This window comes from Sulfitobacter sp., assembly GCF_036961165.1.
Classification (GTDB): Bacteria; Pseudomonadota; Alphaproteobacteria; order Rhodobacterales; family Rhodobacteraceae; genus Sulfitobacter.
In genome coordinates, this window is the sequence record NZ_JBALVJ010000005.1 from 16,200 (window position 1) to 41,723 (window position 25,524).

Here is a 25,524-nt window from a genome sequence, read left to right on the forward strand (position 1 = left end):
TTGGTCCTGTGCCTGTACGGGGTGCGCCCACCCGATATGTGGGCGGGCGCACGGAAGGTTTCAAGGCGCTTATGCCTCGGCGGCGCCATCGTTCCGCTTGGCACGCTCGTCCATAAAGGTGTCAAACTCGGATTTGTCCTTGGCTGCGCGCAGACGCTCTAGGAAGCTCTCGAAGTTGTCCTGCTCTTCTTGCAGGCGGCGCAGAGTGTCTGCCTTATAGGCGTCAAAGGCTGTGTTGCCTGTGGGTCGGCCCATTGCCATGCTGCGGTGCATTTTACGGCTACAGTCGCGGGAAGATGATGAAAACATACGTTTGCTCCAGATCATATAGGCCAGAAGGGCAAGGCCAACGGGCCAGAAAAAGATGAACCCCAGTACCATCGCGGCGATCCATGCGCCCTTGCCGCGCGCATCAAGCCAGTTTTCCGTACGCTTCAGCCAGCTTTCGCGGTTGGCGCTGCGGGACGGGTAGGAGGCAGTGTCAGTCATCGTGGTCATAATAGTCCCTCTAGGTGGCGGTGTGCGGCCGCCGTGCATGGGGCGCTTCACCGGAGAAAGGACTGGAATGTAAATGCCTTTCACATCACTCAATTTGGGGGAGTTCCGGAATATTACAAGACTTTATGTGAATGATGTTTACATTAATTTTTATTATTGTAATATTTCAATATGTTAGAGAGTTCAGAAATATCACTGTCGGGCATTGACGGCCACCAGAACAACAGCAACTGTGGAGATATGAAAGCCATATCTCTCTCAAAACGACTGACCAGATGCCCGCGCGGCACCGCCGAAGCTGACGCCGATCTACCGCTTGAGCGGTTCGATGCGGATATCCGTCCCTTACTTGCAGGAACAGCGGCGCTCGCGCCCTATCTCGCAACGCTAATCACCAAAGAAGCCGACTGGCTGGAAGAAGCGGTCGATGCGCCCGAGGCCGCTTTGGCAGCTATCTTGGCCGCGACAACCCAGCTTGATGAGGGGACCGTGAACGCAGGTCTGCGTCAGGGTAAGCGGCGTGTGGCACTGCTGTCTGCGCTGGCTGATCTGGGGGGCGTGTGGTCGCTAGAAGAAGTCACTGGCGCGTTGACCGATTACGCGGATGCCGCCACGCAAGCGGCGCTGCGGGTTGCGGTAGGTACCCAGATCCGGCGCGGCAAACTGCCGGGGCTGACCGCGGATGACGCCGAAACAGGCGGCGGTATGACGGTGCTCGCGATGGGCAAGATGGGGGCGGGGGAGCTTAACTACTCCTCGGATATCGACCTTATATGTCTGTTTGACGAGAGCCGCTATGATCCGGATGATTTTCAAGAGGCCCGGGCGGGGCTGATCAAAGCCACCCGCGCCATGTCCGCCAGCCTGAGTGACATCACTGGAGACGGTTATGTTTTCCGCACAGACCTGCGGCTGCGTCCTGATCCGGCTGTGACACCGGTTTGCGTCGGGCTTCTGGCGGCTGAACGCTATTACGAGAGCCTTGGCCGCACATGGGAGCGTGCCGCCTATATCAAAGCGCGTCCCTGTGCGGGTGACATCAGCGTGGGTGAGGGGTTCTTGCAGACCATGCGCCCCTTCGTTTGGCGCAAGCATCTGGACTTTGCCGCCATTCAGGATGCCCATGACATGCGCCTCGCTATCCGTGAACATAAGGGGCTTGGCGGTCCCATCACTTTGCCCGGCCACAACATGAAGCTGGGGCGCGGCGGCATCCGCGAGATCGAGTTCTTTACCCAGACACGCCAGCTGATTGTCGGCGGGCGGGACGAAAGCCTGCGCGTGCGCGGGACCAAAGAGGGGCTTTCGCTGCTGGCAGGTAAAGGCTGGTTGCCGCAAGGCGTCGCCGACAGTCTGACCGATCACTACACCTTCCACCGCACGGTCGAGCACCGCTTGCAAATGGTGCGCGATGCGCAGACCCATACGCTGCCGAAAACGCCTGAAGGCATGGAACGGATTGCTGCAATGATGGACATGGATGTGTCAGCGCTGGAAACAGAACTGCACGTGCGCCTGAGTGCCGTACATGACATCACCGAAGGCTTCTTTGCGGAAACGCGTGACCCCGTTACCAAGGCGGAGACGAACCACAGCTTTGACACGAGCGTGATTGATGCGTGGCACGGCTATCCTGCGCTCCGCTCCGAGCGGGGGGCAGAGCTATTTGAACGGCTCAAGCCCGAACTGTTGGCGCGGTTGGCACAAGCCGACAAGCCCGACGAGGCGATCCTTGCCTTTGACGGCTTTCTTAGGGGTCTTCCTGCGGGGGTGCAGCTGTTCTCTTTGCTCAAGGCAAATCCACAGCTGGCTGATCTGCTGATCACCATCGTGTCGGTGTCACCGATGCTGGGGGCCCACCTGTCACGCAACGCTGCTGTGTTGGACGCCGTCATTGGCGGGGATTTCTTTGCTGACTGGCCGGGGCAGGATGCTTTGGCCGAAGCGCTCACCAAACGGTTGGCCGCGACGGAGGACTATGAGACGCAACTTGATGGCACGCGGGCATGGGCGCGCGAATGGCATTTCAGGATCGGCGTGCATCATCTACGCGGTCTAACTGACGGTGCCACTGCGGCGGCGCAATATAGCGATCTGGCCCGCGCGGTGCTGCGCGCGCTATGGCCTGTGGTGATAGCAGAGATTTCGCGCCGTCATGGCCCGCCGCCGGGCAAGGGTGCGGTGATTGTGGGCATGGGCTCGCTTGGGGCAGGGCAACTGACGGCGCAATCGGACCTTGATATGATCGTGATCTACGATGCCGACGGGGTCGAAGCCTCGGACGGGCGGCGGCCCTTGCCTGCGCGGCAGTATTACGCGCGCCTCACGCAGGCGATGATCACAGCGATGAGCGCGCCGATGTCGCAAGGGCGCCTGTATGAGCTGGACCTGCGACTGCGCCCCTCTGGCAATAAGGGCCCTGTGGCAACCTCGATCGACTCGTTTGCCGGCTACCAACGGAATGAGGCATGGGTCTGGGAGCATCTTGCGTTGACCCGTGCAGAGGTTGTCGCAGGCCCCGAATCTTTGGCGGCAGAGGTAGAGGCGCTGCGCGTTGAAATCCTCAGAACCAGCCGCGATATTGCTTATGTTTGCACCCAGACCGCTGAGATGCGCGCGCGTATCGCAGCGGCGAAAACGCCCGAAGGGGTCCTGGATGCCAAGATTGGCGCAGGCCGCTTGCAGGATATCGAACTTTTTGCCCAAGCAGGGGCGCTGGTGGGCGGGGCGCTGGCGCGTGATATTCCTTCGGGGTTAGCTGCTGCGCGTGAGGCGGGGCTGATCGACGCGATGGGCGAACAGACGTTGACTAAGGCATACGCCTGCCTATGGGCGCTGCAATCTGCCACGCGATTGCTTTCCGCGCGGCCTCTCAAACTTGGGGATTTGCGCGCGGCAACTTGGCGTTTTCTGATCCATGCAGTTGGGGCATCACCCGAAAGCGACACCTCTGAGGCACTGGAGGCGCAGCTGGAGCAGACCTATACAGAAGCTGACGCGATAATCTCGGCAGCATTGAAAGCACATGGCAGCGAGACAGCATCATGAAGAAGTCCACACCGGATGATCCTAAGGGGCTGATTTATGAAGCCTATCGGATAGAGGGTATCACCAAGCCTGAGTGCCGGACTATTTTCCTTGATTGGGCGATTAGCCTTGGACCGGAGCGCGAGACCCACGCGGCACTTCTTGAACTGCTGAAGATCTACGGCACCGATCCCGCGCATCCGATGTCCGAAGTCCTCAACGAGGGGCTGCACAGCATTGCAACACCGCGCCGTCGCGGCGGGTGGCGGAGCCGCAAGCGGGATTAACGGGCCGTACAGGTTGACCTAAGGATACCTGTGCGTCAGCCGGATTACCTTCAATTCGTGCCAAGTTTGGCCCAGATTTGTCTCAAACCTGCCTCATTCAGACGTCAAGCCTGTGGAAACACCAGTTTCACGGCCCACCGGCCTGAGGAGTACGAGATGAAGATGATCAAGCTTGCATGTGCCCTGACACTTGGCGCCGCACTGAGCGCCTGTTCCACCAATGATGTCGTGACACGCGAAGCGGCGTTCACCGCGCCTCAAACCAGCAACGATGTAACATTCAGCACCGGTGACAGCCGCGCTACGCTGAAACAGGGTACTGAGCGCAGTGCGCGCCGGGTGACAAACAGCCAGCAGCAGGCACAGACCATACTCCCTGATGCGATCCTGCGCCATATTAACGTAGCGCAAATCAACGTCCGCGTGCCAACGAAACTGAAAGTCTCCGAGGCAAACCGTTATTACCCCAGCGGTGATATTGTTTGGCGCGAAGATCCGATGGGCAACCGTTACGAACAGGTAGCGCGCATCGTGTATGACGCGATGTCAGCTGGCACATCTACTTTCCAAGGGCCGGTTCCGGTGATCCTTGATGTAGAGGTTGAACGCTTCCATGCCCTGAGCGAAAAGGCTCGTTATACAGTGGGCGGTGTGCACCACGTAGTCTTCAGAATGGTGCTGCGCGATGCCAAGACAGGTGAGTTCCTCTCAGAACCGCGCCGCGTTGAGACTGATCTGGAAGCATTTGGTGGCCAGCAAGCTATTACCGCCGAAGCGCGCGGATTGACCCAAAAGGTTCGCATCTCGGGCCACTTGGCCGAAGTGATCCGCCAGCAAATGACCCAGCCTGACGGATACAAGAACGCCTCCTTTGGCTTCTACCAGCTGGTCAACAAATTATAAGCTTTCCCTCTGCATGGGAACAGACTAGGGAAGGGCGCTATGACAGCGCCCTTCCCCACGTCCGCTCCGCTTCCCGTTGTACGCCTTATGCCAAAGGCCAACGCGCGCGCCATTCGTCATGGTGCGCCTTGGGTTTATGCCAACGAACTGGTCACAGACCGCCGTACCAAAGGGCTTGCCCCCGGTGCAATGGCGGTGCTGGAGGACAGCCTGCGCCAGCCTTTGGGGGTGGTGACGGTTAACCCGAACTCCAAGATCATGGGCCGGATGATGGATAGAGATCCAGCCGCGGTCATCGACCAAGCGTGGATGGAAGCGCACCTGCGCCGTGCGCTGTCCCTGCGGACGCGCATGTATGATGCGCCAAACTACCGCTTGGTGCACGCCGAAGCGGATGGTCTGCCCGGTGTCATTATCGACCGTTTTGGCGATACCTGCGTGATCCAACCCAATGCCGCATGGTCCGACGCATTGATCGAGCCGCTAACGGCAGCACTGATCGCGTTAACCGGCGTTACAAACGTGCTCAAGAACGCCTCCGGCCGCACGCGCAGCCTTGAGGGGCTGGACGATGTGAGCGGCGTTCTGGCGGGCCAAGCACCTGATCAGGCCGTTCCTGTGCAGATGAACGGTGCGACCTATATGGCCGACCTGACTGGCGGTCAAAAAACCGGTATTTTCTACGACCAGCGGCCCAACCATGCCTTTGCAGCGTCCCTGTCGCGCGGTGCGCGCGTGCTGGATGTCTTTGCCCATGTGGGTGGCTTCGGTCTGGCTGCTGTGGCAGCTGGTGCCGACTCCGCGCTTTGCGTAGATGGTTCCGCCCCCGCGCTCGCCCTTGCCGAGCAAGGGGCCGCTGCGATGGGTGTTTCTGACCGTGTGAGCACGCGTCAGGGGGATGCATTCGACGTACTCACTGCCCTGCGTGCCGAAGGTGCCGAATTTGACATCGTCATCTGTGACCCGCCAGCCTTTGCACCTGCCAAACCAGCGCTTGAAGCCGGTCTGCGCGCCTATGAGCGTATCGCACGACTTGCAGCGCCGTTGGTGGCCGACGGTGGTGTTTTGGGGCTGTGTTCATGCTCGCACGCGGCGGATTTGACCGCATTTCGCGTCGCTTCTGTGCGCGGTATCGGACGGGCAGGTCGTCGTCCATCGCTGATCCACACCGGATTTGCCGGCGCAGACCACCCACAATTGCCGCAACTGGCTGAAACCGGCTACCTCAAATCGCTGTTCTTCCACCTGTAACGCGATGAAGGTTCTTCTCGACGCCTGCGTTCTGTATCCTACCGTTATGCGAGAGATGCTTCTGGGCGTCGCGCGCAGCGGTGTTTACACGCCGCTGTGGTCAGAACGTATTCTGGAAGAGTGGGCTAGGGCCGCGCGCAACATGGGCCCCGAAGGGGAGACCATTGCGCGCGGCGAAATCGCCTTGATCCAATCGGCTTTTCCGGGCGCCACCGTGCTAAAGCATCCAGGTCTTGAGGCGCGGCTGTGGCTGCCTGATGAGAACGACATTCACGTGTTGGCTGTGGCCATTCACGGGAATGCCGATGCCATCGTCACCATGAATGCAAAAGACTTCCCGCGCGGTATTCTGGCCGAAGAAGGGTTGGTGCGTATTGACCCTGATGCCTTTTTACTTGGATTCTACCATAGCGCACCTGATGAGGTGATGATGGTCGCCGAAAAGACCGTGGCCGAAGCCCGTAGGCTGTCAGGTGAAGACTGGAACATCCGATCTTTGCTCAAGAAAGCGCGACTTCCACGATTGGGTAAAGCGCTGACAGGCTAAAGTCTTGCTTTAGGAATTCTCGCTAAGACTTTGACTTAGTTATCCCATTTCAGCTGCATCTTTTCTAGCGCAGCAATGCGGTCGTCCGTTTTCGGGTGGGTCAACAACCATGCGGGCGCACGACCACCACCGGATTTGGTAAGCGCGTCCAGCTTTTGGAACAGGGAAATCTGCGGCCCGATACCGATGCCTGCCTTGGTCAGCAGCGCTGCGGCATAGGCGTCTGCTTCAAACTCGTCACTTCGCGAGAGCTTTGCAGCTAGCAGGGATGTCATCATATTGGCGATCCACATGCCGATGCCGGGGATAAAGCGGCTCAGCACCATGCCCAAGGCCGCGCGCATGGCGTTCTGGCCCGAGAAATCAATCATCCGGCGGCGCGAATGGCCCAAGGCGACATGGCCCAGCTCATGGGCGATGACGCTTGCCAGCTCCTGCGCCGTGACCTCGCCCGCGCGGAATTTGTTGTAGAACCCGCGGGTGATGAAAATACGCCCGTCAGGGGCGGCGAGGCCGTTCACTGGCTCAATCTCATAGATGTGGACATTGATGCGCGGCAGATCGAGCGCCTTAGCCATCTGCTTGCTCATCTCCACCAGCTTAGGATCGGCCAATACGGTGGATTTCTCATCCAGCTCGCGCCCCGTGCGCCAGACGGAAAAGCGGTACATCATAAGACCGTAAAGCACGGCGAGCAGGATGGGGATGACTTTAATCATTATATTAATATGGGGGGGATGCGGGCGGGGGCAAGGGTTGTTTTACGATGTGGGTACCTTGCAGGAGAGTTTCAGCAGAAGGTATCAGTATGAGCGCTCCAAAGGGTTGTGTCTCCCACAGCCTGCCTGCCAAGGCTATTGCCTTTTGGCGATTTGGTATATCGATGCGATATATTCGCGAAAGTGAGGAAGCATTTGGAGAATGAACAGGATAGAGTATCCGGGGGTACGGCCCTCGTTATTGTACTTTGGCCTGCGATTATTTGGCTGTTAGGTTTTGCAATCAGACTTCTGGTGCTTTTGAAGGGCTGTAGAATTTCGGCACAAGGTCCCCAAGAGTGTCTTGTTCTTAAAGTGGATGTTGGTGGAGCGGTCTACCCGCTCTAGGGACTTGGGGTTTATCTGATGTATGCTTTTCTTTGGATTCCATTTGGCTTGATCATTTTGGGAATTGCCAACTACATAAAACGAAACTCGTTTTAAGCCTCGCAAGACGGGGAATATGTATGCTGTATTCACATCAGACCACATGTAGGCGTGCAAGACCCCCCGTCTGATAGGTGTAGCTGTCGCTGAACTTTCAGTTGCCGGGTCCTACCGCGTCAGCGTCTTCATCCCGCGTGACAGCCCCTCGAGCGTCATGGGCACCATTGCGTCTTGGCCAAATATCTCTTGGATCATGGTGATCGACTGGGTGTAGGACCAGTATTTCTCGGGGATGGGGTTGATCCAGAGGCTGGATTTCCACTGCTCGCGCACGCGGTTCAGCCAGACGGAGCCTGCTTCGGGGTTCCAATGCTCGTTCGCGCCACCGGGGTAGGCGATCTCGTAAGGCGACATGCTGGCGTCGCCGACAAAGATGCAGCGGTAGTCAGGGCCGTAGGTGCGCAGGATTTCCTGTGTAGATATCTGCGCGTCCCAGCGGCGGCGGTTATCGCGCCACACGCCTTCATACAGGCAGTTGTGGAAGTAGAAATATTCCATGTGCTTAAACTCGGACCGCGCAGCAGAGAAGAGCTCTTCGACGACCTTGATATGTGGGTCCATGGAGCCGCCCACGTCGAGAAACAGCAGCACTTTAACCGCATTCCGCCGCTCGGGGCGGGTTTTGACGTCCAGATAGCCTTGCTCGGCGGTGGAGCGAATGGTGCCGTTCAGGTCCAGTTCTTCATTCGCGCCATCACGCGCCCAGCGGCGCAGACGTTTGAGCGCTACTTTGATGTTGCGCGTGCCCAGCTCGACGCTGTCATCAAGGTTGCGGAATTCGCGTTTGTCCCAGACCTTCACAGCCTTGCCATGGCGACCTTCTTTCTGGCCGATGCGCACGCCTTCGGGGTTGTAGCCGTAAGCACCGAAAGGCGAGGTGCCGCCAGTGCCGACCCATTTATTGCCGCCCTCGTGGCGCTTTTCTTGTTCCTTGAGTCGCTCCTTGAGCGTCTCCATCAGTTTTTCAAACCCGCCAAGGGCTTCGATCTCGGCCTTTTCTTCGGCGCTGAGGTGCTTTTCGGACATCTTGCGCAGCCATTCCTCTGGAATGTCGACGGCTTCAAGGACCTGATCCAGCGTGATGCTCTCAAGGCCGGAGAAGGCGGCAGAAAAGGCTTGATCAAACTTGTCGATATTCCGCTCGTCCTTCACCATCGAGACGCGGGCGAGGTAGTAAAACGCCTCCACGTCATAGGTTGCCAGGCCCGCAGACATGCCATCCAGAAACGCCAAAAATTCCCGCATGGATACGGGAACTTTATGGGCACGCAGTTGTTCGAAAAATGGCAGAAACATTAGCTGGCCAGCCTGTCGATAATGACTGTCAAAAACATACCGATAATAATGAATGCCATAGCGTAGCCGATAGCATATTGCGCAATGTCCTTACGGTTGCCTCGGCGTTTGCGCGCGGTCATTCCGCCAATCAATGCGCCAATTATCGCCAACCCGATTACAATCATGCTCTAGCCCTTTGTTGTTGCGGGCTATCCTTTGAGCGGGTTGAGCGATGCGATCTCGCGCAGCTTGGCCCGCACAGCCCAGTCTGAACCAAATCCGTACCGCGCCCAACCTAGACTGTCCAGACGGACGGCCTCTGCTTCGGAGGGGCGGTTTTCAAGATCTAGCGCTTCGGCACGTAGCAGCAACAGCGTTGAAAGCAATGCGGCGTTTTCGTTCAGACGTGCAATTTCTATATGCGGCGCAATCATTTGCAGCGCTTCGGAACCCTCACCCTGACTGATTGCAAAAGCCGCCATCTGCGTGGCCACATAGGCCTGATGCAAACGGGTGCCGGGCGTCGCGATGTAAAAGCGTTTCGCGGCAGCATAGTGCTGTTGTGCTTCACGCGGGCTGTCGTGCTGGATGACGCGGCCCATCGCATAATGGGCAAAGGCGCGGCGTTGGTCCTGCCAGCCCATCGCTTCGGCGATGCGTAAAGCTTCGGCTGCGGCAGATCGGCGCGCACTGCGGTGTGTCGCTGGACCCAGCGCTGTCTCGATGGCGCGCTTCCACTGGATCGGGGTGCGGGTAGCGTAGCTCGCAGGGGCTGCTTCGCCACGCGGGTTAATCTGACGCAGAATGTGGGGCAGGGTGGCTGCCACCTGACCGCGGCTCATGCCGTTGTGCAGTTGCGGTGCGTAGTATGTGCGCAACATCAGCATATCAAAGCCGGTCAACACGGTGTGCACGTTATCATCGTTAAAGACGGAATCGGGCAGGCGGTAGAGATCGTTGAGCGGACCAAGCGCCTGAGCCAGTTCTTCGTGCAGGCAATCGCGCACCTCTTGCGGGCTCACGTCGTTGGGTAAGAAGATCGCCATACGCTCTCGGGAGCGCAGTTGTGACCAGTTGGCAAGTTTGGTTTTGCGCGCCTTGCGGTACTCTTCAAGAGTGCTGACATTGGGTGCCACAAAACATGCGGCCTGTGGAAGCAGGCTGCGGATTTCCTTGCGAGGAACCGCGTTGATGGTGATGTTAGCACGCGGCGCGCTTATCTGTGAGATGTTGATCCGTGCTTCGGTGCGCAAGCGACCGATCAGACGGTTCAGATCGTGCTGAAGGGAGGCGGGCTGCTCACCGATCACGGCCACCGTAATTCGGCCTTCGAAACGGGTGAAAACGGGCAATTCGCGGCCGCTTTCAAGTTTGAAAGAAAGCTCGATGAAATCCAGCGCGAGATCATTGTTTGCGCGAACCGGACCAACATGCTGGCCAGTATCAAACACTTTCACTGGTGGCAAAACACTGTCGGGGATGGTCATTCGGCGGGAAACATCTCCGCCGGATGTCGGGGTACACGCATTTAACGCCATGGCGAGAACGAGGGCGATGTGTGACCTCATAGCGCCATGCCGCTGTCGTTGGGTGCTGCGTAAGCTGTTGAAAAGCGCGAAAACGCTACGGACACAAATTGTGCGATCCGGTTACTCATAATCTGCCTGCCTGCCCTTTTGAGCTTCAATTGGAGATCTTTTCGCTTTGCAACCTGTTCTCGGTAGGGAGCAATTAAGGCAAAATAGAGGCAATTTTTTCCGACTAAGGCAAACCTATGGTTGTGGATGCGAGAAAGCCACAGTTCAAATAGGGGGGAAAGTAGCCGTTCAGCGACGCAAACGCGTGCGGATTAGCCATGCATGCGTGCATATTAGGGCTGTCAGATTGAGGGCGGTAGCTTCGGCTGGGGTCGCTCCACCGAACATAATGCTGGCGAAAGCAGCAGCTCCAATCAGCACCGCCGCCGCGATAACTACTATCCTGAATTGCAGGAGATTCTGCGCCTGATCCAGAAGCCTAAGACGTCGCATTAGCGCAGGGACTGACCAATAGAGAAGGGCGCAAAAGACCGGCAGCGCGAAGGCAAGCTGAAGGACGATGTCAGGAGGGAGCAGCAGCGCGGCGGGCAATGTCGCCGCGACAGTCGCCAGGTGGTGTAGCGGCCCTATCACTACGATGTAGAGCAGGGCGCGCCACTTCATTTTAGTTAACGGCCGCCGCGTGCCATAAAGGCTAGGCGTTCAAACAGATGCACGTCTTGCTCGTTCTTGAGCAGCGCACCGTGCAGTTTTGGCAGAGCCGAATTGCCGTCCGCCTTGAGGTCCTTGGGATCCAAATCCTCGGCCAACAGCAGCTTGAGCCAGTCGATGACTTCGGACGTCGAAGGCTTTTTCTTGAGGCCCTGTTGGTCGCGGATTTCATAAAACTGGGTGAGGGCGGTCGTCAACAACTCTGGCTTGATCCCGGGATGGTGAACTTCGACGATCTTTTTGAGCGTCTCCATATCGGGGAACTGGATGTAGTGGAAAAAACAGCGGCGCAGGAACGCGTCGGGCAGCTCTTTTTCATTGTTGGACGTGATGATCACGATGGGGCGGATCTTCGCTTTGATTGTCTCGCCGGTCTCGTAGACAAAGAACTCCATCTTATCGAGCTCTTGCAAAAGGTCGTTCGGGAATTCGATGTCGGCTTTGTCGATCTCGTCAATCAGCAGGACGACTTTCTCGTCTGCGTCGAAGGCTTCCCAAAGCTTGCCCTTGCGAATGTAGTTGCGCACGTCGTGGACTTTTTTTTCGCCCAACTGGCTGTCGCGCAGACGGCTGACAGCGTCATATTCGTACAGACCCTGCTGGGCACGTGTGGTGGATTTGACGTTCCATTCGATCATGCGCAGACCCAAAGCAGAAGAGACCTGCCGCGCCAGTTCGGTCTTGCCTGTGCCGGGCTCTCCCTTGACCAGCAAGGGCCGTTCCAGCTGGACCGCAGCGTTTACCGCAATCTTCAGATCATCCGTTGCGACGTAGTCGGCGGTGCCTTGAAATTTCATGTCCTGATCATCTTTCCGGTTCATTTCAGTCAACTTTTTCGTTGTTTATCATAGCGCATCATTGAGTAGTGACAATCACCTACGTGTCATGTAGACCCCGCGCCATGGGAAATGTCGTGAGGGAGAAGTCCACGTGACAATGACGAATTATGTTGAGGGTAAAAGCAAAGTGAAGAACGAAAGCTTTTTGCCGGACGACTATACGCCGGCCGAAGACGAGCCTTTCATGAATGATCGGCAAGTCGAATATTTCCGCCGGAAGTTGCTTAACTGGAAAGCGGAACTGCTGGCAGGCAGTCGCGACACCATCGAGGCACTTCAGGACGGCACGCGCAACATTCCGGATGTGAATGATCGCGCCTCCGAAGAAACTGATCGCGCGCTTGAATTACGCACCCGTGACCGTGCCCGCAAGCTGGTTGGCAAGATCGACGCCGCCCTGCGCCGCATTGACGAGGGCGAATTCGGTTACTGTTCGGTGACCGGTGAGCCGATCTCGCTCAAGCGTCTGGATGCGCGTCCCATTGCCACCATGAGCCTTGAAGCGCAAGAAAAGCATGAGCGCCGTGAGAAAGTACACCGCGACGAGTGATCGCTTTGCGGTTGAACGTGGCTAGAACCGTAATGCCGGTTTCAGGCTGGTGTCGTGTAGAGATTTGAAGAGCGCTGCAGCGAAAGCTGTGGCGCTTTTTCCAAAAGGGACACTGCGATGAAAATCAGAAACGTGATTGTGGTCGGGGCAGGCATTGGTGGGCTTACCGCTGCCATCGCTTTTGCCCGTCGCGGGGTGGCCGTAACCGTGCTGGAGCAAGCCACCGCGATCCGTGAAGTTGGCGCGGGCCTACAGGTCAGTCCCAACGGATTGTTCGTGTTGCGCGCGTTAGGTCTGGAAAAGCGGTTGTTAGAACGCGGCGCTGTGCAGGGCAAAGCCGTTGTGATGCGTGCGCATGATAGCGCTGACGAACTGGTCCGCCTTGATCTGTCGCTTCTTCCGCCAGATCAGCGATATTTGTTTATGCACCGCGCAGATCTGATAGATGTATTGGCCCGTGCCGCGAGCGAACACAACGTCAGCTTCGAGATGGGCGCGCAGGTGCAAGATATCGAACCCGGGACGACCCCGAAGTTGACGCTGACGGATGGCAGCACCCGCCGCGCAGAGTTGATCATTGGCGCAGATGGTCTGCATTCACGCGCACGTATCGCCCTCAACGGGGACGACGATCCCTTCTTTACAGGGCAGGTGGCGTGGCGCGCGATGGTTCCGAATACGGCAGGGCATGCAAATGTGGCAATGGTCACGATGGGGCCGGGCCGCCACTTGGTGAGCTATCCCTTGCGCGGTGGCACACTGGTCAATCTTGTGGCGGTGGAAGAGCGTAAAAGCTGGGCGGCAGAAGGCTGGAACCATCCCGACGATGCCGAAAATTTGAAAATGGCTTTTGCCGGATGGGACGGCATGGCCGGAGAGTTAATCAACGCGGTCAAAGCGCCTACGCTTTGGGGCCTTCACCGGCATCCGGTGGCGCCCGTTTGGCAGGCCGGCGGTGTTGCTTTGCTGGGGGACGCCGCGCATCCGACGCTGCCATTTCTGGCGCAAGGCGCTAATATGGCGATTGAGGATGCTTGGGTATTGGCAGATCATGTCTTGTGGGGAGGTGTCGATGCTTTGCCAGCCTATCAAAATGAACGCCGCCCGCGTGTGGCCCGCGTGATCAAAGCAGCGGAGGGCAATGCATGGCGGTTTCATCTGCGCCCAGGACCTGTGCGCTTTGCCGCGCATAAGGTGATGGGGCTTGGCAGCCGCTCTGCGCCGCGCCGGATGCTGGGCGCGTTTGACTGGCTTTACGGTGTGGATGTTACGGCCCGCTCTTTGCGTTCCTGAGCCGCCACAGATTTCTTATTTTGCGCGCGCAACCATGCCGAAAAGGTCGCGTGGATCATCAGGATCAGCCAGCATATCGAGCGGGGTGAAGAATTCGGTTCCCTTGATTGCATCGCGTACATAGCACAGCGCTGAGAAATCCTCGATCGCGAAGCCGACACTGTCAAAAAGCGTGATCTGCTTGGCGTCCTTGCGGCCCTGCGCAGCACCAGTCAACACTTCCCAGAACTCGGTCACGGGATGATCGGGGGCCAACTGCTGGATTTCGCCCTCGATGCGGGTCTGTTCTGGATATTCAACGAAGATTTCAGCGCGGTTGAGAATGGCAGGGGCCAGCTCTGTCTTGCCGGGGCAGTCGCCGCCGATGGCGTTTATGTGCACACCTGCGCCCACCATGTTGTCGGTCAGGATGGTGGCGTACTGTTTGTCGGCGGTGCAAGTCGTGATGATCTGCGCGCCCAAAATTGCCTCTTCGGCGCTGTCGCAGCTGACAACTTTCAGGCCGGAGCCTTCGAGATTGCGTGCGCATTTGGCAGTGGCAGCGGGATCGACGTCATAAAGACGGACCTCTTTGATGCCAACGATGGCTTGCATCGCGATGCTTTGGAATTCGGATTGAGCGCCGTTACCGATCATTGCCATAACAGTGGAACCCTTGGGCGCTAGCACCCGTGCGACCAGCGCTGAAGTTGCGGCAGTACGCAGTGCCGTCAGGATCGTCATTTCGGATAACAGCACCGGATACCCAGTGGCCACGTCCGACAGCAGGCCGAAGGCGGTGACTGTCTGTAAACCGCCAGCAGTGTTTCCGGGGTGCCCGTTGACGTATTTGAAGCCGTATACATCGCCATCCGAGGTCGGCATCAGCTCGATCACGCCCACGTCTGAATGCGAGGCTACGCGCGGTGTTTTGTCAAACAGCGGCCAGCGGCGGAAGTCTGCCTCGATCCGGTCGCTGATACCTTGCATCATGGGGGCAAGGCCCACGTGATTAATGAGTTGCATCATGTGATCGACGCTGACGAACGGCACAAATGCCTTTTCGGATGGAGTAAGCATGACGGATACCTGTTTGTTAAAGTTTAGCGGCGCGAAAGGTGCAACCCTGCAATCATGCAGCGCACAGATCCTCCGGCGGTTTCGAGTGTTGGAATGGACAGCGGCAGCAGATCGGCGTGTTGCGCTATCCGGTCAATTTGGTTTTGGGTCAACGTGTTATGGGCCGTTGTTGACAGTGCCATGATCATTCCACCACGGCCTGAAAGCTCAATCGCGTTACTGGCAAAAGCGTTTATCTGGGCCTCGCTTAGCGCGATGACCTCACGGCCGCTTTCTTCAAGCCGTGTGGTAACTGTCGCGCGGCGTTCGGGATCTGTGATCATATCAAGACCCACCAGCGCCACACGCGTGCCAACAGCCATCAGCACGTTTGTATGATAGACCGTACGGCCCGCCTGATCTGCCGCATCAAAGGCGATGGGCTCAAAGTTGAAATGGGTGCAAAACCGCTCCAACAGAACCGGATCGGCGCGGCGGGATCGGACCACGTAAGCAACCCGCCCGATATGATCCAGCACCATCGCACCGGTGCCTTCCAGCGCCAGATTGTCCTGCTCAAGCCCGGAATAATCAATCACGTCCTGCACGCGGAAGTTGGTCTTGAGGTGGTCGATCACGTCCGCACGCCGCTCGGTACGGCGGTTGGGCGCAAACATCGGGTAGATTGCCACATGGCCGCCTGCATGAGTAGAGAACCAGTTGTTCGGAAACACGGAATCCGGTGTCTGGCCAGAGGTGTCATCGAAGTCATGCACCGCGACACCGTTTGTACGCAGCGCTTCCGCAACGTCATCAAATTTGGCGCGTGCGGTGGCGCTGACATCGCTGTCAGATGCCTTTTGATATGCGTTGTCACCCTGTGTCTGCGGGTTGGAATGGAAGTGGTGAGGACGGATCATCACCACGTCACAGGGGGCTTGTGGATACATATCAGTAGGCGCGTGTCGGGCGGTCGAACACGTTGCGGCCAAGGGCAGAGGCGGCCAGATCGACCATCAACTGCGCGGTACGGCCGCGTTCATCCAAAAACGGGTTCAGTTCAACCAAGTCAAGTGAGGTCAACTGGTTGCTATCGTTGATCATTTCCATGACCAGATGCCCCTCGCGCACGGTAGCGCCGCCCGGAACGGTAGTGCCAACAGCAGGCGCCGCAGCCGGATCAAGGAAATCCACGTCGAGCGAGACGTGCAGCATGCCGCCAGCAGCTTCGACGCGGTTCAGGAATTTGCCAAGTGGACCTGCGATACCTGACTCGTCGATCTCACGCATGTCGACGCGGGTGATATCTGTTTCTTGCAGGGCTGCACGTTCTGCTGGATCAACCGAGCGCAGGCCGATCATTGCGATCTGGTCGAACGGCTGCGGCGCGGGTAGGGCAGGCCAGCCGGCAAAATCGCCACGTCCCGTGACATAGCCCATAGGCGTGCCGTGCAGGTTCCCGCTGTCCGTGCTTTCCAGCGTGTGAAAATCGCTGTGCGCATCCAGCCAGAGCACAAAGAGAGGTCTATTTTGCGAAGCCGCATAGCGCATCGCGCCTAGTACAGTGCCGGCCGCCAAAGCGTGATCGCCACCCATAGTGATGGGCAGACCGTGCGCCAGTGACGCTTCGGTCGTGTCGGCAAGGCTCTGGGTCCATGCAATGGTCTCGGACAGGCGGTGCAGCTTGGGGTGCGGCACATCTGTATAAGGAGCAGGCGCGACATTGCCGATATCCTCGACCGTGTGGCCAAGGCTTTGCAGCGCAGGTCCGAGGCCAGCGGTGCGGTAGGCATCCGGCCCCATGATACAGCCACGGCGAATTTTGCCACAGTCGAGCGGTGCGCCCTGAAGAATGCAATGTTGTGGGGTCATGGGAGATTCCTTTCATGTTGGAATTGATATAATTGGCCCATATGTGCTATGAATAGCGCACAATGTGTCCGTTTTGGATTTTGATTGCGCATATCGGAGGTAATAATGGACGAAACGGACGATAAGTTGATCGCAGCACTACGCCATGACGCGCGGGCGTCCCTGTCTGATCTGGCTGCGCGGCTGAATATGTCGCGCACCACTGTTCGGTCGCGGATTGCACGGCTTCAGTCTCGCGGTGAGATTGTAGGCTTTTCAGTCATCACCCGTGCGGACGTAGCGCGCGATCCTGTGTGCGGCTTGATGATGATCGAGATCGAGGGCCGCGGTGCGGAACGGATCAAGCGCCAGCTTGCCGCCATGTCCGACTTGCGTGCAGTACATTCCACCAACGGCCGCTGGGATCTGATCGTCGAGATCGGGACACCCACGCTGCTGGAATTCGACAACGTGCTAAGCCGTATCAGGCGGCTTGACGGCGTTAATGCGTCCGAGACAAGCCTGCTGTTGAGCACCCAAAAGGCAGTTTAGGCCCGGCGCGCGACCTGTATCCAAATCACCGCAAGTACCACAGACAGAATTGCGTTCCAGCCCGCCATGCTGATGCCTGCCAACTGCCACGAGATATCGTCACAGCGTACCAGAGGGGCAGCAAGGATCTGGTCCATCAGCTCTTGTGCGCTCAGATTAGAGACACCCGAAGAGGTGCAGCTTGTCGGACCTTCCCACCAGCCTTGCTCGACCCCCACGTGATAAGTGCCGATCGCGGCGGTGCTCAGCGCGGCAATCGCGCCAAGCCATGCGAGCTCTAGCTTGTTGGTCAGCAGGATCAGACATCCGATCAGAATGGCAGCGGCATGCGGCCAGCGCTGCCACAAACAAAGTTTGCAGGGAGCCATGCCGCCAAGATGCTGGAAGCCGTAAGCGCCTAGCAATACGGCCGTAGAGCCAAGAGTAGCGATCAGGGCAAGTCGTTTCAAATCCATTTGAGCACCAAAAATCCACCAATCAGAAGCGCCAGCGCAATTGTGAACATCAAGGGCAGGCGGCGTTCGATAAAGTCACGTACCGGCGCGCCGAATTTCCACAATAACAGCGCCACAAGGAAAAACCGCAGACCACGTGCCAGAATAGAGGTGGTGACGAATGTCGCCAGCGGCATCCCGGTCCAGCCCGACATGATCGTTATTACTTTGTAAGGGAAGGGGGTAACGCCCGCCACCAACACGGCCCAGAAGCCCAGATCATTGAACCTAGTGGCGAATTCTTCCATCGAATCCGCTTTTCCAAGTGAGCGCAGGATCGGTTCGCCAAGAGTGTCGTAGGCCAAAGCACCGATGGCATAGCCCAGCATGCCACCCAGAACTGAAGCCACCAAAGCCACGCCAGCGATCACGAAGGCGCGGTTTGGACGCGCCAGGATCATAGGAATCATGATGATATCTGGCGGTATCGGGAACATTGAGCTTTCCAGGAATGACACCAGCGCAAGCACCCAAAGGGCATGGCGATGCTCTGCTAGGCTGAGCGTCCAGTCATATAGGCGTTGGATCATTCGGGTGGCTCCCTGAGTATGCCGTGTCAAAACCACCTCGCGCTGTTCAGGTCAAGAGAGGGTGGTAGTGTACAGAAGTGGTGATCGGGATGAAGTTTTGGCTTGCTCCGCATCTTTGCTCAGGCTAGACGCTGATCCGTGCCCAAGTGGCGGAATGGTAGACGCAGGGGATTCAAAATCCCCCGCCGCGAGGCGTGCCGGTTCGAGTCCGGCCTTGGGTACCAGCCTGAATTTATCAGGTTCTCCGTTTTCCTCTTAATGAACTCCGCTTCGGTTCATAGTTCCGAATGAATTTGCGCAATATGACGCTGAATTTCAGGTTATTACATCTCCGACAGGACATTTTGAGATCTTTAATTTTGAGGTAAGGAATGATTGCGGGTTCTCTCAGTGTGCCACCCGCAATCGGGATTCTTAACGGTTTGTTCGATTCGAACAAATGTGGCGGTAGCCTATACGAATGGGCTATAGTTTAGCTAAATCAGCCATATTGGTTCTGAGCACGGGACAACCCCTATGACGTGAATTCATCTACTTTTCAGGTCAAGATGGTGGTTTTGGTTCTTCGATTGTGTCGTATTTGGAAACGATACGGCCGGTTTTAGGGCTCATTCTTGGGCCGCATTACCACAAAACGCCAGCAAACAAAGGGTTTCTAATCAAATCAATAGTTTCTCTGGCCGCAACGGATGGTCGACGGGAGCGGAAATGGTGATTTCCCGCTATAGGTGAACCTTCCATATGTTGCCGCGACCTTGACACTTTTCAGACATTGTTCCCTTTTTCCGCTCTGTGTGAATAGATATCAGTACATAAGCCCAATTGGGGGGTGACGAAAAATTGGTTCGGGGGGCGGCCGCACTTAACCTGCATTTATTTGCAGGGGGATGTGCAGTGCCGCGTTTCGCGACCGCTGCTAATGAAGACTGCGGAACATGGTATATGTTCCGCAGTTCGGCCAAGATATGGCCCGTCTCTTCCTACTTATAGGTGCTTTAGTGTACGCGTAGCTTACGAACCTGTTTCGTAATCTCGCGGGGTAATGAGTTTGGACGGAGAATACCATGAAACAGGCCTTTGTTGATAATACGCCGTTAATAATATGCCAGTGACGCATCTTCTTAGTGGCTATCAAACAGACATCAGTCCCTCACATTGCGCATCTACCAATCCGGCCGCCCTGCGCGCCGCGCGCAACGCTGTCTAAGAGCACATCACATGATCAGAATAATTGACTTCAATAACCTCACCGCTGGTGAAGCAGTTACCAACCAGTACAGCGACCTTGGCGTTCGGATCGTGACTGCGGCGACGCCTCCAGGTGCAAACCAGGCGATGATTTTTGACTCCAATAACCCGACCGGTGGCGATGAGGATCTGGCGACAGATAATCTCGACAACGTATTGATCATCTCTGAAGACGGCGATGCAACAGACCCCGATGACAATACAACGGGTGGCGCGTTCAACTTTCAATTCGACAATCCCGTTGCGATTAAATCGCTTACGTTCCTTGATCTGGAAGCGCCCGCGCGCATGCTATTCTTTGGCGCGGATGGTTCACTGATCAGCGAACAGTTCGTCCCGCCGACCGGCGACAATGGCCAAACTGTTGTTCAGCTATTTGTCCCCGGCACAGTGCGATTCGAGGTCGTGTTGCAAGAAACCGGCGCGATCGACAATCTTGTATTTGAGGACGATACCGTTGATCCGGACGGTGACGGCATCGTAAGCGGCGACGATTCCGACAATCTGATTGATCTTGCGTATACTGGTGATCCGGAAGGCGACCGTATCGATGCAGGCGACGCGTTGATCGCGGGCGAAGCACCAAATGATGACATCGTTGACGCCTTGGGCGGGAATGACACGATCACGGCGTTTGAAGGCGATGACGATATCTATGCAGGTGCTGGCGACGATTTCGTATCCGGCGGCGAAGGTGATGACCTGATTTTTGGCGACCGTACGCTTGCGCACGGCACAGGAACCGCAAGCGGCGCGCGTAAAAGCTTTAACTGGAGCGATGCCGGTGTTGCTGAAGGCGAGACTTTGACCACGTTCACGCAGGACACCGGCTCGGTCAACGTGACGTTCACGACCCTATCCGCCACTCCTAAGACCACAATTTCCTTCTCGACCGAGACCCAGCGCACCGACGGCATCGACGGTGAGAGTGAAACCGTTGCGACCAACAGTTCACTGTCCAGCGAAACCCGTCTTGACGGACAGGGTGAAGTTTATGAGCTGGGCTTTGACACTCCGGTAACAAATGTTGACTTCAATATCAATGATATCGACGGTGACAGCCTTGTGCGTGTTTTGGCGTTTGATGCGGACGGCAATCCGCTTGAGGTGACGCTTGTGGGCGGCGGCGGCCTGACGCTTTCTGACAGCGATGGCGTTCCGGGTGCGGATACCGCAAGCAGCGATGGTGGTTATACCAGCGCTGACAACCCTTTCTATTCATTGCAGGTTGATATCGCAGGCCCTGTATCGCGCATTGAAATCCAGCATGACCAGACCGGCTCCGGCAACACCAGCGTCAACATCACAGACGTCTTCTTTACCGCTGGGGACGGTGTTGTTGTCGACGATTTCGGCAACGATGACCTGTCCGGTGATGCGGGTGATGACACGATATTTGGCGAGGGCGGCGATGATACGCTGACCGGCGGGACTGGTGCTGATAGTCTTTCTGGCGGTGATGATGCCGACCTGTTTATCGGCGGCAATGCGGGTGATGTGGTCGACGGTGGCACCGGCGGCGATGACCGCGACACTCTTGATCTGACCGGTAGCGGCCCACTGCGCGTCGTGGATGAGACTGTGGATGCTGATGGCGACTCCACTTCCGGCACGGTCGAATTCCTCAATGATGGCGGCACAGTATCCGGTTCAATGACGTTCGCGGAAATCGAGACGCTGATCGTTGACCCGATTGCCCCCGTTGCAGTGGATGACGTTGCGACGACGGAAGAAGACACCGCCGTGATCGTTGATCTGCGCGGCAACGACACCGATCCTGACAACACGCTTGATGAGCTGACGCTGTCGGACATCGCCGTTCCTGCCGAGCAAGGCTCTGTGGTCGACAATGGCGACGGCACTGTGACGTTCACGCCTGCGCCCGACTTCAACGGCGATGCGACGATCACCTACACCATCACCGATCCCGACGGCCAAAGCGACGAAGGCCAGGTGGTTGTGACCGTGACGCCCTTCAACGACGCACCTGTTGCGTCTGACGATTACGACACCAACAAGGAAGAAACGCCGGTTACGATTTCCATTTTGGATAACGACACAGATCCGGAAGATGATCCGCTGACCATCACCGAAGCTTTATCGGACGACGGTACTGTTGTGATCGACGACGATGGCACCATCACCTTCACACCGAACGAAGACTTCTTCGGCGAGGCGGTGATTGATTACACCATCACCGATGGCAATGGTGGCTTTGACGACAGCCGCGTCTTTGTGACCGTGAACAACATCAACGATGATCCGGTAGCGGTCGACGACTGTGTTGCAACACCGGTTGATACGCCTGTGACTATTCCAGTTCTCGAAAATGACAGCGATCCGGATGGGGACACGCTCAATGTGACGGCGGCAACATCGCCCGATGGCGACGTTGCCATCAACGATGACGGTACAATCACCTTCACGCCAAACGCGGGTTTCACAGGCGATGCTGAAATTGCCTATACCATTGAAGATGGCATGGGCGGTACAGACGACGCTGTGGCGAAAGTCTCGGTTGGTGAAGATTCCGGTGCGCCAGTTGCAATGGACGATGCGGCCGAGACGGACGAAGACACATCAGTCACCATTCCGGTTCTGGCCAATGACACGGACCCGGATGGCGATACGCTGGAAGTTGTCGAAGCGACATCGCCTGACGGCACTGTCACAATCAACGATGACGGCACGCTGGAGTTCACACCGAACCCCGATTTCAACGGCGAAGCAACGATCACTTACACCATCACTGATGGCAACGGCGGCGATGACACAGCCGAAGTGGTTGTTACCGTGAACCCAGTCAACGATGGCCCGCTTGCCGAAGATGACACGGCAGAGACGGATATCGGTACGCCGGTTACGGTGCCTGTTCTTGATAACGACAGCGACATTGAAGGTGATCCGCTGACCGTAATCTCGGCTTCCAGCCCTGACGGGTCAGTTGTCATCAACGATGACGGCACGCTGACGTTCACGCCGAACGAAGGCTTCACCGGTGAAGCTGCAGTTAAGTACACCATCTCCGATGGCGAGCTGACTGATCCTGCGGTTCTGTTTGTCACAGTTACCGATCCGGCTGAAAACCCTGTAGCGGTTGATGACGTGGCCGAGACGCCTGAAGACACTGCTGTGACCATTCCGGTTCTGGCGAACGACACCGATCCGAACCTTGATCCTTTGACTGTCACCGAAGCGACCAGCCCTGATGGCGAGGTTGTCATCAACGACGATGGCACCATCACCTTTACACCGGATGACAACTTCAACGGACCGACTACGATCACTTACACGGTCACGGATCCGGACGGGAACACGGACACGGCTACTGTCGACGTCACTGTTACGCCAGTGAATGATGCTCCTGTCGCAGTGGATGACACCGCTGGGACCAATCAGGACACGCCCTTGATCATCGACGTGCTTGCCAATGACAGCGATCCCGATGGCGATCCGCTTGAGGTCATCGCGGCAACCAGCCCGAATGGCACGGTAGACATCAACGACGATGGCACAATCACCTTTACCCTAGCTCCGGGCTTCAGCGGCCCAGCAGAGATTACCTACACCGTTTCTGACGGTAACGGCGGTGAGGCACCGGGTACTGTAGATGTTATGGTCAGCGACGGCATCGTAACGGGCACAGACGGCGACGACGTGATCGACACCGATTACACCGGCGATCCCGAAGGTGATCTGGTGGATAACAATGACGGTTTCCTGCCGGGCGAAGGTCCGCAGGATGACATCATCAATGCAGGCGACGGCAATGACACAGTTCTGGCCGGCGAAGGCGACGATGATGTGTCAGGTGGTAACGGCAATGACAGCATCGACGGCGGTGTGGGCGACGACGAACTGGACGGCGACGCAGGTGACGACTCCCTGATCGGCGGAGAGGGCGACGATACCTTAAACGGCGGGGCAGGCGATGACGTTCTGGACGGCGACGCAGGCGATGATAGTCTAAGCGGCGATGACGGTAACGACACGCTGAACGGCGGTGCGGACGATGACGTACTGGATGGCGGTGTTGGCGACGATAGCCTAAACGGCGATGCAGGCAACGACACAATCGACGGCGATGACGGAAACGATACCGTTGACGGTGGCACTGGTAATGATGTCATCGACACGAGCGGCGGCTCCCCACTGCCGGACATCGGCTATCCGGGTGTATTCCCCGCTGATCCCGATCCCGAGGATGATCGCGACAGCGTTGTCGGTGGCGATGGTAACGACACCATTACTACAGGCGACGACAGCGATACCATTCAGGGCGGCGCAGGCGACGATTTTATCAACGCGGGCATTGACGATGATGATGTTGACGGCGGTGAGGGCGATGACCGTATTGTCGGCTCAGAAGGTAACGACACCATCCTTGGCGGTGGTGGCAACGACACCATTTATGCCAACAACGATCCGGACTTTGGTCTTGATGCGTTCGAAATCGAAGATGACGGCTCCAACCCGTTTGGCCCTGACCTCGCGCCCGACAACGGCGACGACTTTGTTGACGGTGGCGCTGGTGACGATGTGATCTTTGGTGGTGACGACAACGATACCCTGCTTGGCGGCTCCGGTAATGACTTCCTCGATGGTGGTATCGATGACGATCTGCTGCGTGGTGGCACGGGTGACAACACGCTGATCGGTGGTCAGGGTAACGATAGCATTGATGGCGGCCAAGGCGCTGACTCACTTGATGGCGGGATCGGAAACGACACGCTGCGCGGCAACCGTGATGACGATACGCTGCAAGGGGGTGAAGGCGACGATTCTTTGGATGGCGGCGGTCAAAATGACAGCCTGTCCAGCGATGCCGGCGACGACATGCTGATGGGCGGTAGCGGTGACGACACGCTTGATGGTGGAGATGGCAATGACAGCCTCGATGGTGGTCAGGGCAACGACGATCTTAACGGTGACGCAGGCGACGACACACTTGATGGTGCTTTGGGCGACGATACGCTTCGGGGTGGTGACGGTGATGACGTCCTGACCGGCGGCTCCGGTGACGATATCCTGCTGGGCAATGCGGGCAATGACACCATGACAGGTGGCAATGACTGTGACATCTTCCGTGATGTAAACGCAGGCGATGTAGTTGACGGCTCTGAAGGTGGCGATGACTTCGACTGTCTGGAGCTTGCTGGTTCTGCACCGGAAGGCGGCCGTCTGGAAATTGTCTATGCTGACGAGAACCCTGAAAATGGTGTCGTTAACTACTTCAACGAAGACGGGTCCGACGCAGGCCAGTTGGTCTTCACGAACATCGAGAAAGTCGTGCCTTGTTTCACACCCGGCACAATGATCGCGACACCGAAAGGTGAGCGTAAGGTAGAAGAGCTTGTCGTGGGCGACCGCATCATTACCCGTGACAACGGGATGCAGGTCATTCGCTGGATCGGCCGTCGTGAGATGTCCGGTGAAGAGCTTGTCGCGAAGGAGCATCTGCGTCCGATCCTGATCCGTCAGGGCGCGTTGGGCAACGGTCTACCCGAGCGGGACATGATGGTATCGCCGCAGCACCGTGTGCTGATTGCCAATGACAAAACGGCCCTCTACTTCGAGGAACGTGAAGTTTTGGTCGCGGCAAAACGCCTGACGGATATTGAAGGGATCGACATGGTAGACGTGTCACACACCTCCTACATCCACATCATGTTCGACCAGCACGAGGTGATCCTGTCAGACGGCATCTGGACCGAAAGCTTCCAGCCGGGTGATCTGTCATTGGCTGGCGTCGGTGATGCGTCCCGCGAGGAAATCCTTGAATTCTTCCCCGAGTTTGCGACACGCAAAGGCATCGAAGCATATGCCGCAGCGCGCAAATCGCTCAAAAAACACGAAGCGAAGTTGGTCACCAAGAACAACTAAA

At 57.2% G+C, this 25,524-nt stretch carries 20 protein-coding genes and 1 tRNA gene; 10 read left to right on the plus strand and 11 right to left on the minus strand.

Features of this window, described 5'->3' with window-relative positions; translation table 11 throughout:
• Nucleotides 1-69 precede the first annotated feature (69 nt).
• Nucleotides 70-498, minus strand: a complete 429-nt coding sequence (locus V7730_RS04155) for a DUF2852 domain-containing protein (RefSeq protein ID WP_335746332.1) — start codon at nucleotides 496-498, stop codon at nucleotides 70-72.
• A gap of 240 nt (nucleotides 499-738) precedes the next feature.
• Between V7730_RS04155 and V7730_RS04160 the strand changes: the two genes are divergently transcribed.
• From V7730_RS04160 to V7730_RS04180, 5 genes are all read left to right on the plus strand, one after another.
• On the plus strand, nucleotides 739-3,546 hold the full coding sequence (locus V7730_RS04160) for a glutamine-synthetase adenylyltransferase (RefSeq protein WP_335746333.1): 2,808 nt from the start codon (nucleotides 739-741) through the stop codon (nucleotides 3,544-3,546).
• Complete coding sequence (locus V7730_RS04165) at nucleotides 3,543-3,812, plus strand: hypothetical protein (protein ID WP_335746334.1); 270 nt, start codon at nucleotides 3,543-3,545, stop codon at nucleotides 3,810-3,812. Before V7730_RS04160 ends, V7730_RS04165 begins: the two co-directional genes overlap by 4 nt.
• 156 nt (nucleotides 3,813-3,968) lie before the next feature.
• Complete coding sequence (locus V7730_RS04170) at nucleotides 3,969-4,715, plus strand: DUF6778 family protein (RefSeq protein WP_335746335.1); 747 nt, start codon at nucleotides 3,969-3,971, stop codon at nucleotides 4,713-4,715.
• Between the two features lie 39 nt (nucleotides 4,716-4,754).
• Nucleotides 4,755-5,966: an RSP_2647 family RNA methyltransferase gene (locus V7730_RS04175; protein WP_335746336.1), complete on the plus strand. Its 1,212-nt coding sequence runs from the start codon at nucleotides 4,755-4,757 to the stop codon at nucleotides 5,964-5,966.
• A 4-nt stretch (nucleotides 5,967-5,970) separates the two neighbouring features.
• Nucleotides 5,971-6,513 carry an RSP_2648 family PIN domain-containing protein gene (locus tag V7730_RS04180; protein WP_335746337.1) on the plus strand — a complete coding sequence of 181 codons (543 nt, stop codon included), beginning with the start codon at nucleotides 5,971-5,973 and terminating at the stop codon, nucleotides 6,511-6,513.
• A gap of 35 nt (nucleotides 6,514-6,548) precedes the next feature.
• Here the strand turns inward: V7730_RS04180 and V7730_RS04185 are convergent, their stop codons facing one another.
• The 5 genes from V7730_RS04185 to V7730_RS04205 all read right to left on the minus strand — a co-directional run bounded on the left by V7730_RS04185 (nucleotide 6,549) and on the right by V7730_RS04205 (nucleotide 12,042).
• Nucleotides 6,549-7,232, minus strand: a complete 684-nt coding sequence (locus V7730_RS04185) for a M48 family metallopeptidase (RefSeq protein ID WP_335746338.1) — start codon at nucleotides 7,230-7,232, stop codon at nucleotides 6,549-6,551.
• A gap of 594 nt (nucleotides 7,233-7,826) precedes the next feature.
• The gene (locus V7730_RS04190) at nucleotides 7,827-9,014 is read right to left on the minus strand and encodes a vWA domain-containing protein (RefSeq protein WP_335746339.1); all 1,188 of its coding nucleotides are present in this window, start codon (nucleotides 9,012-9,014) and stop codon (nucleotides 7,827-7,829) included.
• Nucleotides 9,014-9,181 carry an apolipoprotein acyltransferase gene (locus V7730_RS04195; RefSeq protein WP_335746340.1) on the minus strand — a complete coding sequence of 56 codons (168 nt, stop codon included), beginning with the start codon at nucleotides 9,179-9,181 and terminating at the stop codon, nucleotides 9,014-9,016. Before V7730_RS04195 ends, V7730_RS04190 begins: the two co-directional genes overlap by 1 nt.
• Before the next feature lie 24 nt (nucleotides 9,182-9,205).
• The gene (locus V7730_RS04200; protein WP_335746341.1) at nucleotides 9,206-10,564 is read right to left on the minus strand and encodes a DUF2927 domain-containing protein; all 1,359 of its coding nucleotides are present in this window, start codon (nucleotides 10,562-10,564) and stop codon (nucleotides 9,206-9,208) included.
• Between the two features lie 638 nt (nucleotides 10,565-11,202).
• Entirely contained in the window at nucleotides 11,203-12,042 is an 840-nt protein-coding gene (locus tag V7730_RS04205; protein ID WP_335746441.1) for an AAA family ATPase, read from the minus strand.
• A gap of 139 nt (nucleotides 12,043-12,181) precedes the next feature.
• On the opposite strand from V7730_RS04205, the gene dksA reads away from it, so the two are divergent.
• Both dksA and V7730_RS04215 read left to right on the plus strand, forming a co-directional pair.
• On the plus strand, nucleotides 12,182-12,634 hold the full coding sequence (gene dksA / locus V7730_RS04210) for an RNA polymerase-binding protein DksA (RefSeq protein ID WP_335746442.1): 453 nt from the start codon (nucleotides 12,182-12,184) through the stop codon (nucleotides 12,632-12,634).
• A 117-nt stretch (nucleotides 12,635-12,751) separates the two neighbouring features.
• The gene (locus tag V7730_RS04215) at nucleotides 12,752-13,927 is read left to right on the plus strand and encodes an FAD-dependent monooxygenase (protein WP_335746342.1); all 1,176 of its coding nucleotides are present in this window, start codon (nucleotides 12,752-12,754) and stop codon (nucleotides 13,925-13,927) included.
• Nucleotides 13,928-13,942: 15 nt separating this feature from the next.
• Here the strand turns inward: V7730_RS04215 and V7730_RS04220 are convergent, their stop codons facing one another.
• Genes V7730_RS04220 through rocF form a run of 3 tightly spaced genes read right to left on the minus strand, consistent with a single transcriptional unit; the run spans nucleotide 13,943 to nucleotide 16,837 of the window.
• Nucleotides 13,943-14,986 carry an ornithine cyclodeaminase gene (locus V7730_RS04220; protein ID WP_335746343.1) on the minus strand — a complete coding sequence of 348 codons (1,044 nt, stop codon included), beginning with the start codon at nucleotides 14,984-14,986 and terminating at the stop codon, nucleotides 13,943-13,945.
• A gap of 23 nt (nucleotides 14,987-15,009) precedes the next feature.
• A complete protein-coding gene (ctlX, locus tag V7730_RS04225) occupies nucleotides 15,010-15,885 on the minus strand; it encodes a citrulline utilization hydrolase CtlX (protein WP_335746344.1) in 876 nt (291 codons plus the stop codon).
• A 31-nt stretch (nucleotides 15,886-15,916) separates the two neighbouring features.
• The gene (gene rocF / locus V7730_RS04230; protein WP_335746345.1) at nucleotides 15,917-16,837 is read right to left on the minus strand and encodes an arginase; all 921 of its coding nucleotides are present in this window, start codon (nucleotides 16,835-16,837) and stop codon (nucleotides 15,917-15,919) included.
• Between the two features lie 105 nt (nucleotides 16,838-16,942).
• On the opposite strand from rocF, the gene V7730_RS04235 reads away from it, so the two are divergent.
• Entirely contained in the window at nucleotides 16,943-17,368 is a 426-nt protein-coding gene (locus tag V7730_RS04235; protein ID WP_335746346.1) for an Lrp/AsnC family transcriptional regulator, read from the plus strand.
• On the opposite strand, the gene V7730_RS04240 is transcribed toward V7730_RS04235, so the two are convergent.
• Entirely contained in the window at nucleotides 17,365-17,823 is a 459-nt protein-coding gene (locus tag V7730_RS04240) for a disulfide bond formation protein B (protein WP_335746347.1), read from the minus strand. The two genes, V7730_RS04235 and V7730_RS04240, sit on opposite strands and share 4 nt — an antisense overlap.
• Entirely contained in the window at nucleotides 17,814-18,392 is a 579-nt protein-coding gene (locus V7730_RS04245; RefSeq protein ID WP_335746348.1) for a YqaA family protein, read from the minus strand. Before V7730_RS04245 ends, V7730_RS04240 begins: the two co-directional genes overlap by 10 nt.
• Before the next feature lie 140 nt (nucleotides 18,393-18,532).
• On the opposite strand from V7730_RS04245, the gene V7730_RS04250 reads away from it, so the two are divergent.
• Both V7730_RS04250 and V7730_RS04255 read left to right on the plus strand, forming a co-directional pair.
• Nucleotides 18,533-18,616 (plus strand) — tRNA-Leu (locus V7730_RS04250).
• A 994-nt stretch (nucleotides 18,617-19,610) separates the two neighbouring features.
• The gene (locus V7730_RS04255; RefSeq protein WP_335746349.1) at nucleotides 19,611-25,523 is read left to right on the plus strand and encodes an Ig-like domain-containing protein; all 5,913 of its coding nucleotides are present in this window, start codon (nucleotides 19,611-19,613) and stop codon (nucleotides 25,521-25,523) included.
• Nucleotide 25,524: the final 1 nt, after the last annotated feature.

What these genes read in the sequence shown, in the direction of transcription:
- V7730_RS04155 (WP_335746332.1), bottom strand. Translation starts at nt 498, where the DNA reads ATGACCACGATGACTGACACTGCCTCCTACCCGTCCCGCAGCGCCAAC.
- V7730_RS04160 (WP_335746333.1), top strand. Translation starts at nt 739, where the DNA reads ATGAAAGCCATATCTCTCTCAAAACGACTGACCAGATGCCCGCGCGGC.
- V7730_RS04165 (WP_335746334.1), top strand. Translation starts at nt 3,543, where the DNA reads ATGAAGAAGTCCACACCGGATGATCCTAAGGGGCTGATTTATGAAGCC.
- V7730_RS04170 (WP_335746335.1), top strand. Translation starts at nt 3,969, where the DNA reads ATGAAGATGATCAAGCTTGCATGTGCCCTGACACTTGGCGCCGCACTG.
- V7730_RS04175 (WP_335746336.1), top strand. Translation starts at nt 4,755, where the DNA reads ATGACAGCGCCCTTCCCCACGTCCGCTCCGCTTCCCGTTGTACGCCTT.
- V7730_RS04180 (WP_335746337.1), top strand. Translation starts at nt 5,971, where the DNA reads ATGAAGGTTCTTCTCGACGCCTGCGTTCTGTATCCTACCGTTATGCGA.
- V7730_RS04185 (WP_335746338.1), bottom strand. Translation starts at nt 7,232, where the DNA reads ATGATTAAAGTCATCCCCATCCTGCTCGCCGTGCTTTACGGTCTTATG.
- V7730_RS04190 (WP_335746339.1), bottom strand. Translation starts at nt 9,014, where the DNA reads ATGTTTCTGCCATTTTTCGAACAACTGCGTGCCCATAAAGTTCCCGTA.
- V7730_RS04195 (WP_335746340.1), bottom strand. Translation starts at nt 9,181, where the DNA reads ATGATTGTAATCGGGTTGGCGATAATTGGCGCATTGATTGGCGGAATG.
- V7730_RS04200 (WP_335746341.1), bottom strand. Translation starts at nt 10,564, where the DNA reads ATGAGGTCACACATCGCCCTCGTTCTCGCCATGGCGTTAAATGCGTGT.
- V7730_RS04205 (WP_335746441.1), bottom strand. Translation starts at nt 12,042, where the DNA reads ATGAAATTTCAAGGCACCGCCGACTACGTCGCAACGGATGATCTGAAG.
- dksA (WP_335746442.1), top strand. Translation starts at nt 12,182, where the DNA reads ATGACGAATTATGTTGAGGGTAAAAGCAAAGTGAAGAACGAAAGCTTT.
- V7730_RS04215 (WP_335746342.1), top strand. Translation starts at nt 12,752, where the DNA reads ATGAAAATCAGAAACGTGATTGTGGTCGGGGCAGGCATTGGTGGGCTT.
- V7730_RS04220 (WP_335746343.1), bottom strand. Translation starts at nt 14,986, where the DNA reads ATGCTTACTCCATCCGAAAAGGCATTTGTGCCGTTCGTCAGCGTCGAT.
- ctlX (WP_335746344.1), bottom strand. Translation starts at nt 15,885, where the DNA reads ATGATCCGTCCTCACCACTTCCATTCCAACCCGCAGACACAGGGTGAC.
- rocF (WP_335746345.1), bottom strand. Translation starts at nt 16,837, where the DNA reads ATGACCCCACAACATTGCATTCTTCAGGGCGCACCGCTCGACTGTGGC.
- V7730_RS04235 (WP_335746346.1), top strand. Translation starts at nt 16,943, where the DNA reads ATGGACGAAACGGACGATAAGTTGATCGCAGCACTACGCCATGACGCG.
- V7730_RS04240 (WP_335746347.1), bottom strand. Translation starts at nt 17,823, where the DNA reads ATGGATTTGAAACGACTTGCCCTGATCGCTACTCTTGGCTCTACGGCC.
- V7730_RS04245 (WP_335746348.1), bottom strand. Translation starts at nt 18,392, where the DNA reads ATGATCCAACGCCTATATGACTGGACGCTCAGCCTAGCAGAGCATCGC.
- V7730_RS04255 (WP_335746349.1), top strand. Translation starts at nt 19,611, where the DNA reads ATGATCAGAATAATTGACTTCAATAACCTCACCGCTGGTGAAGCAGTT.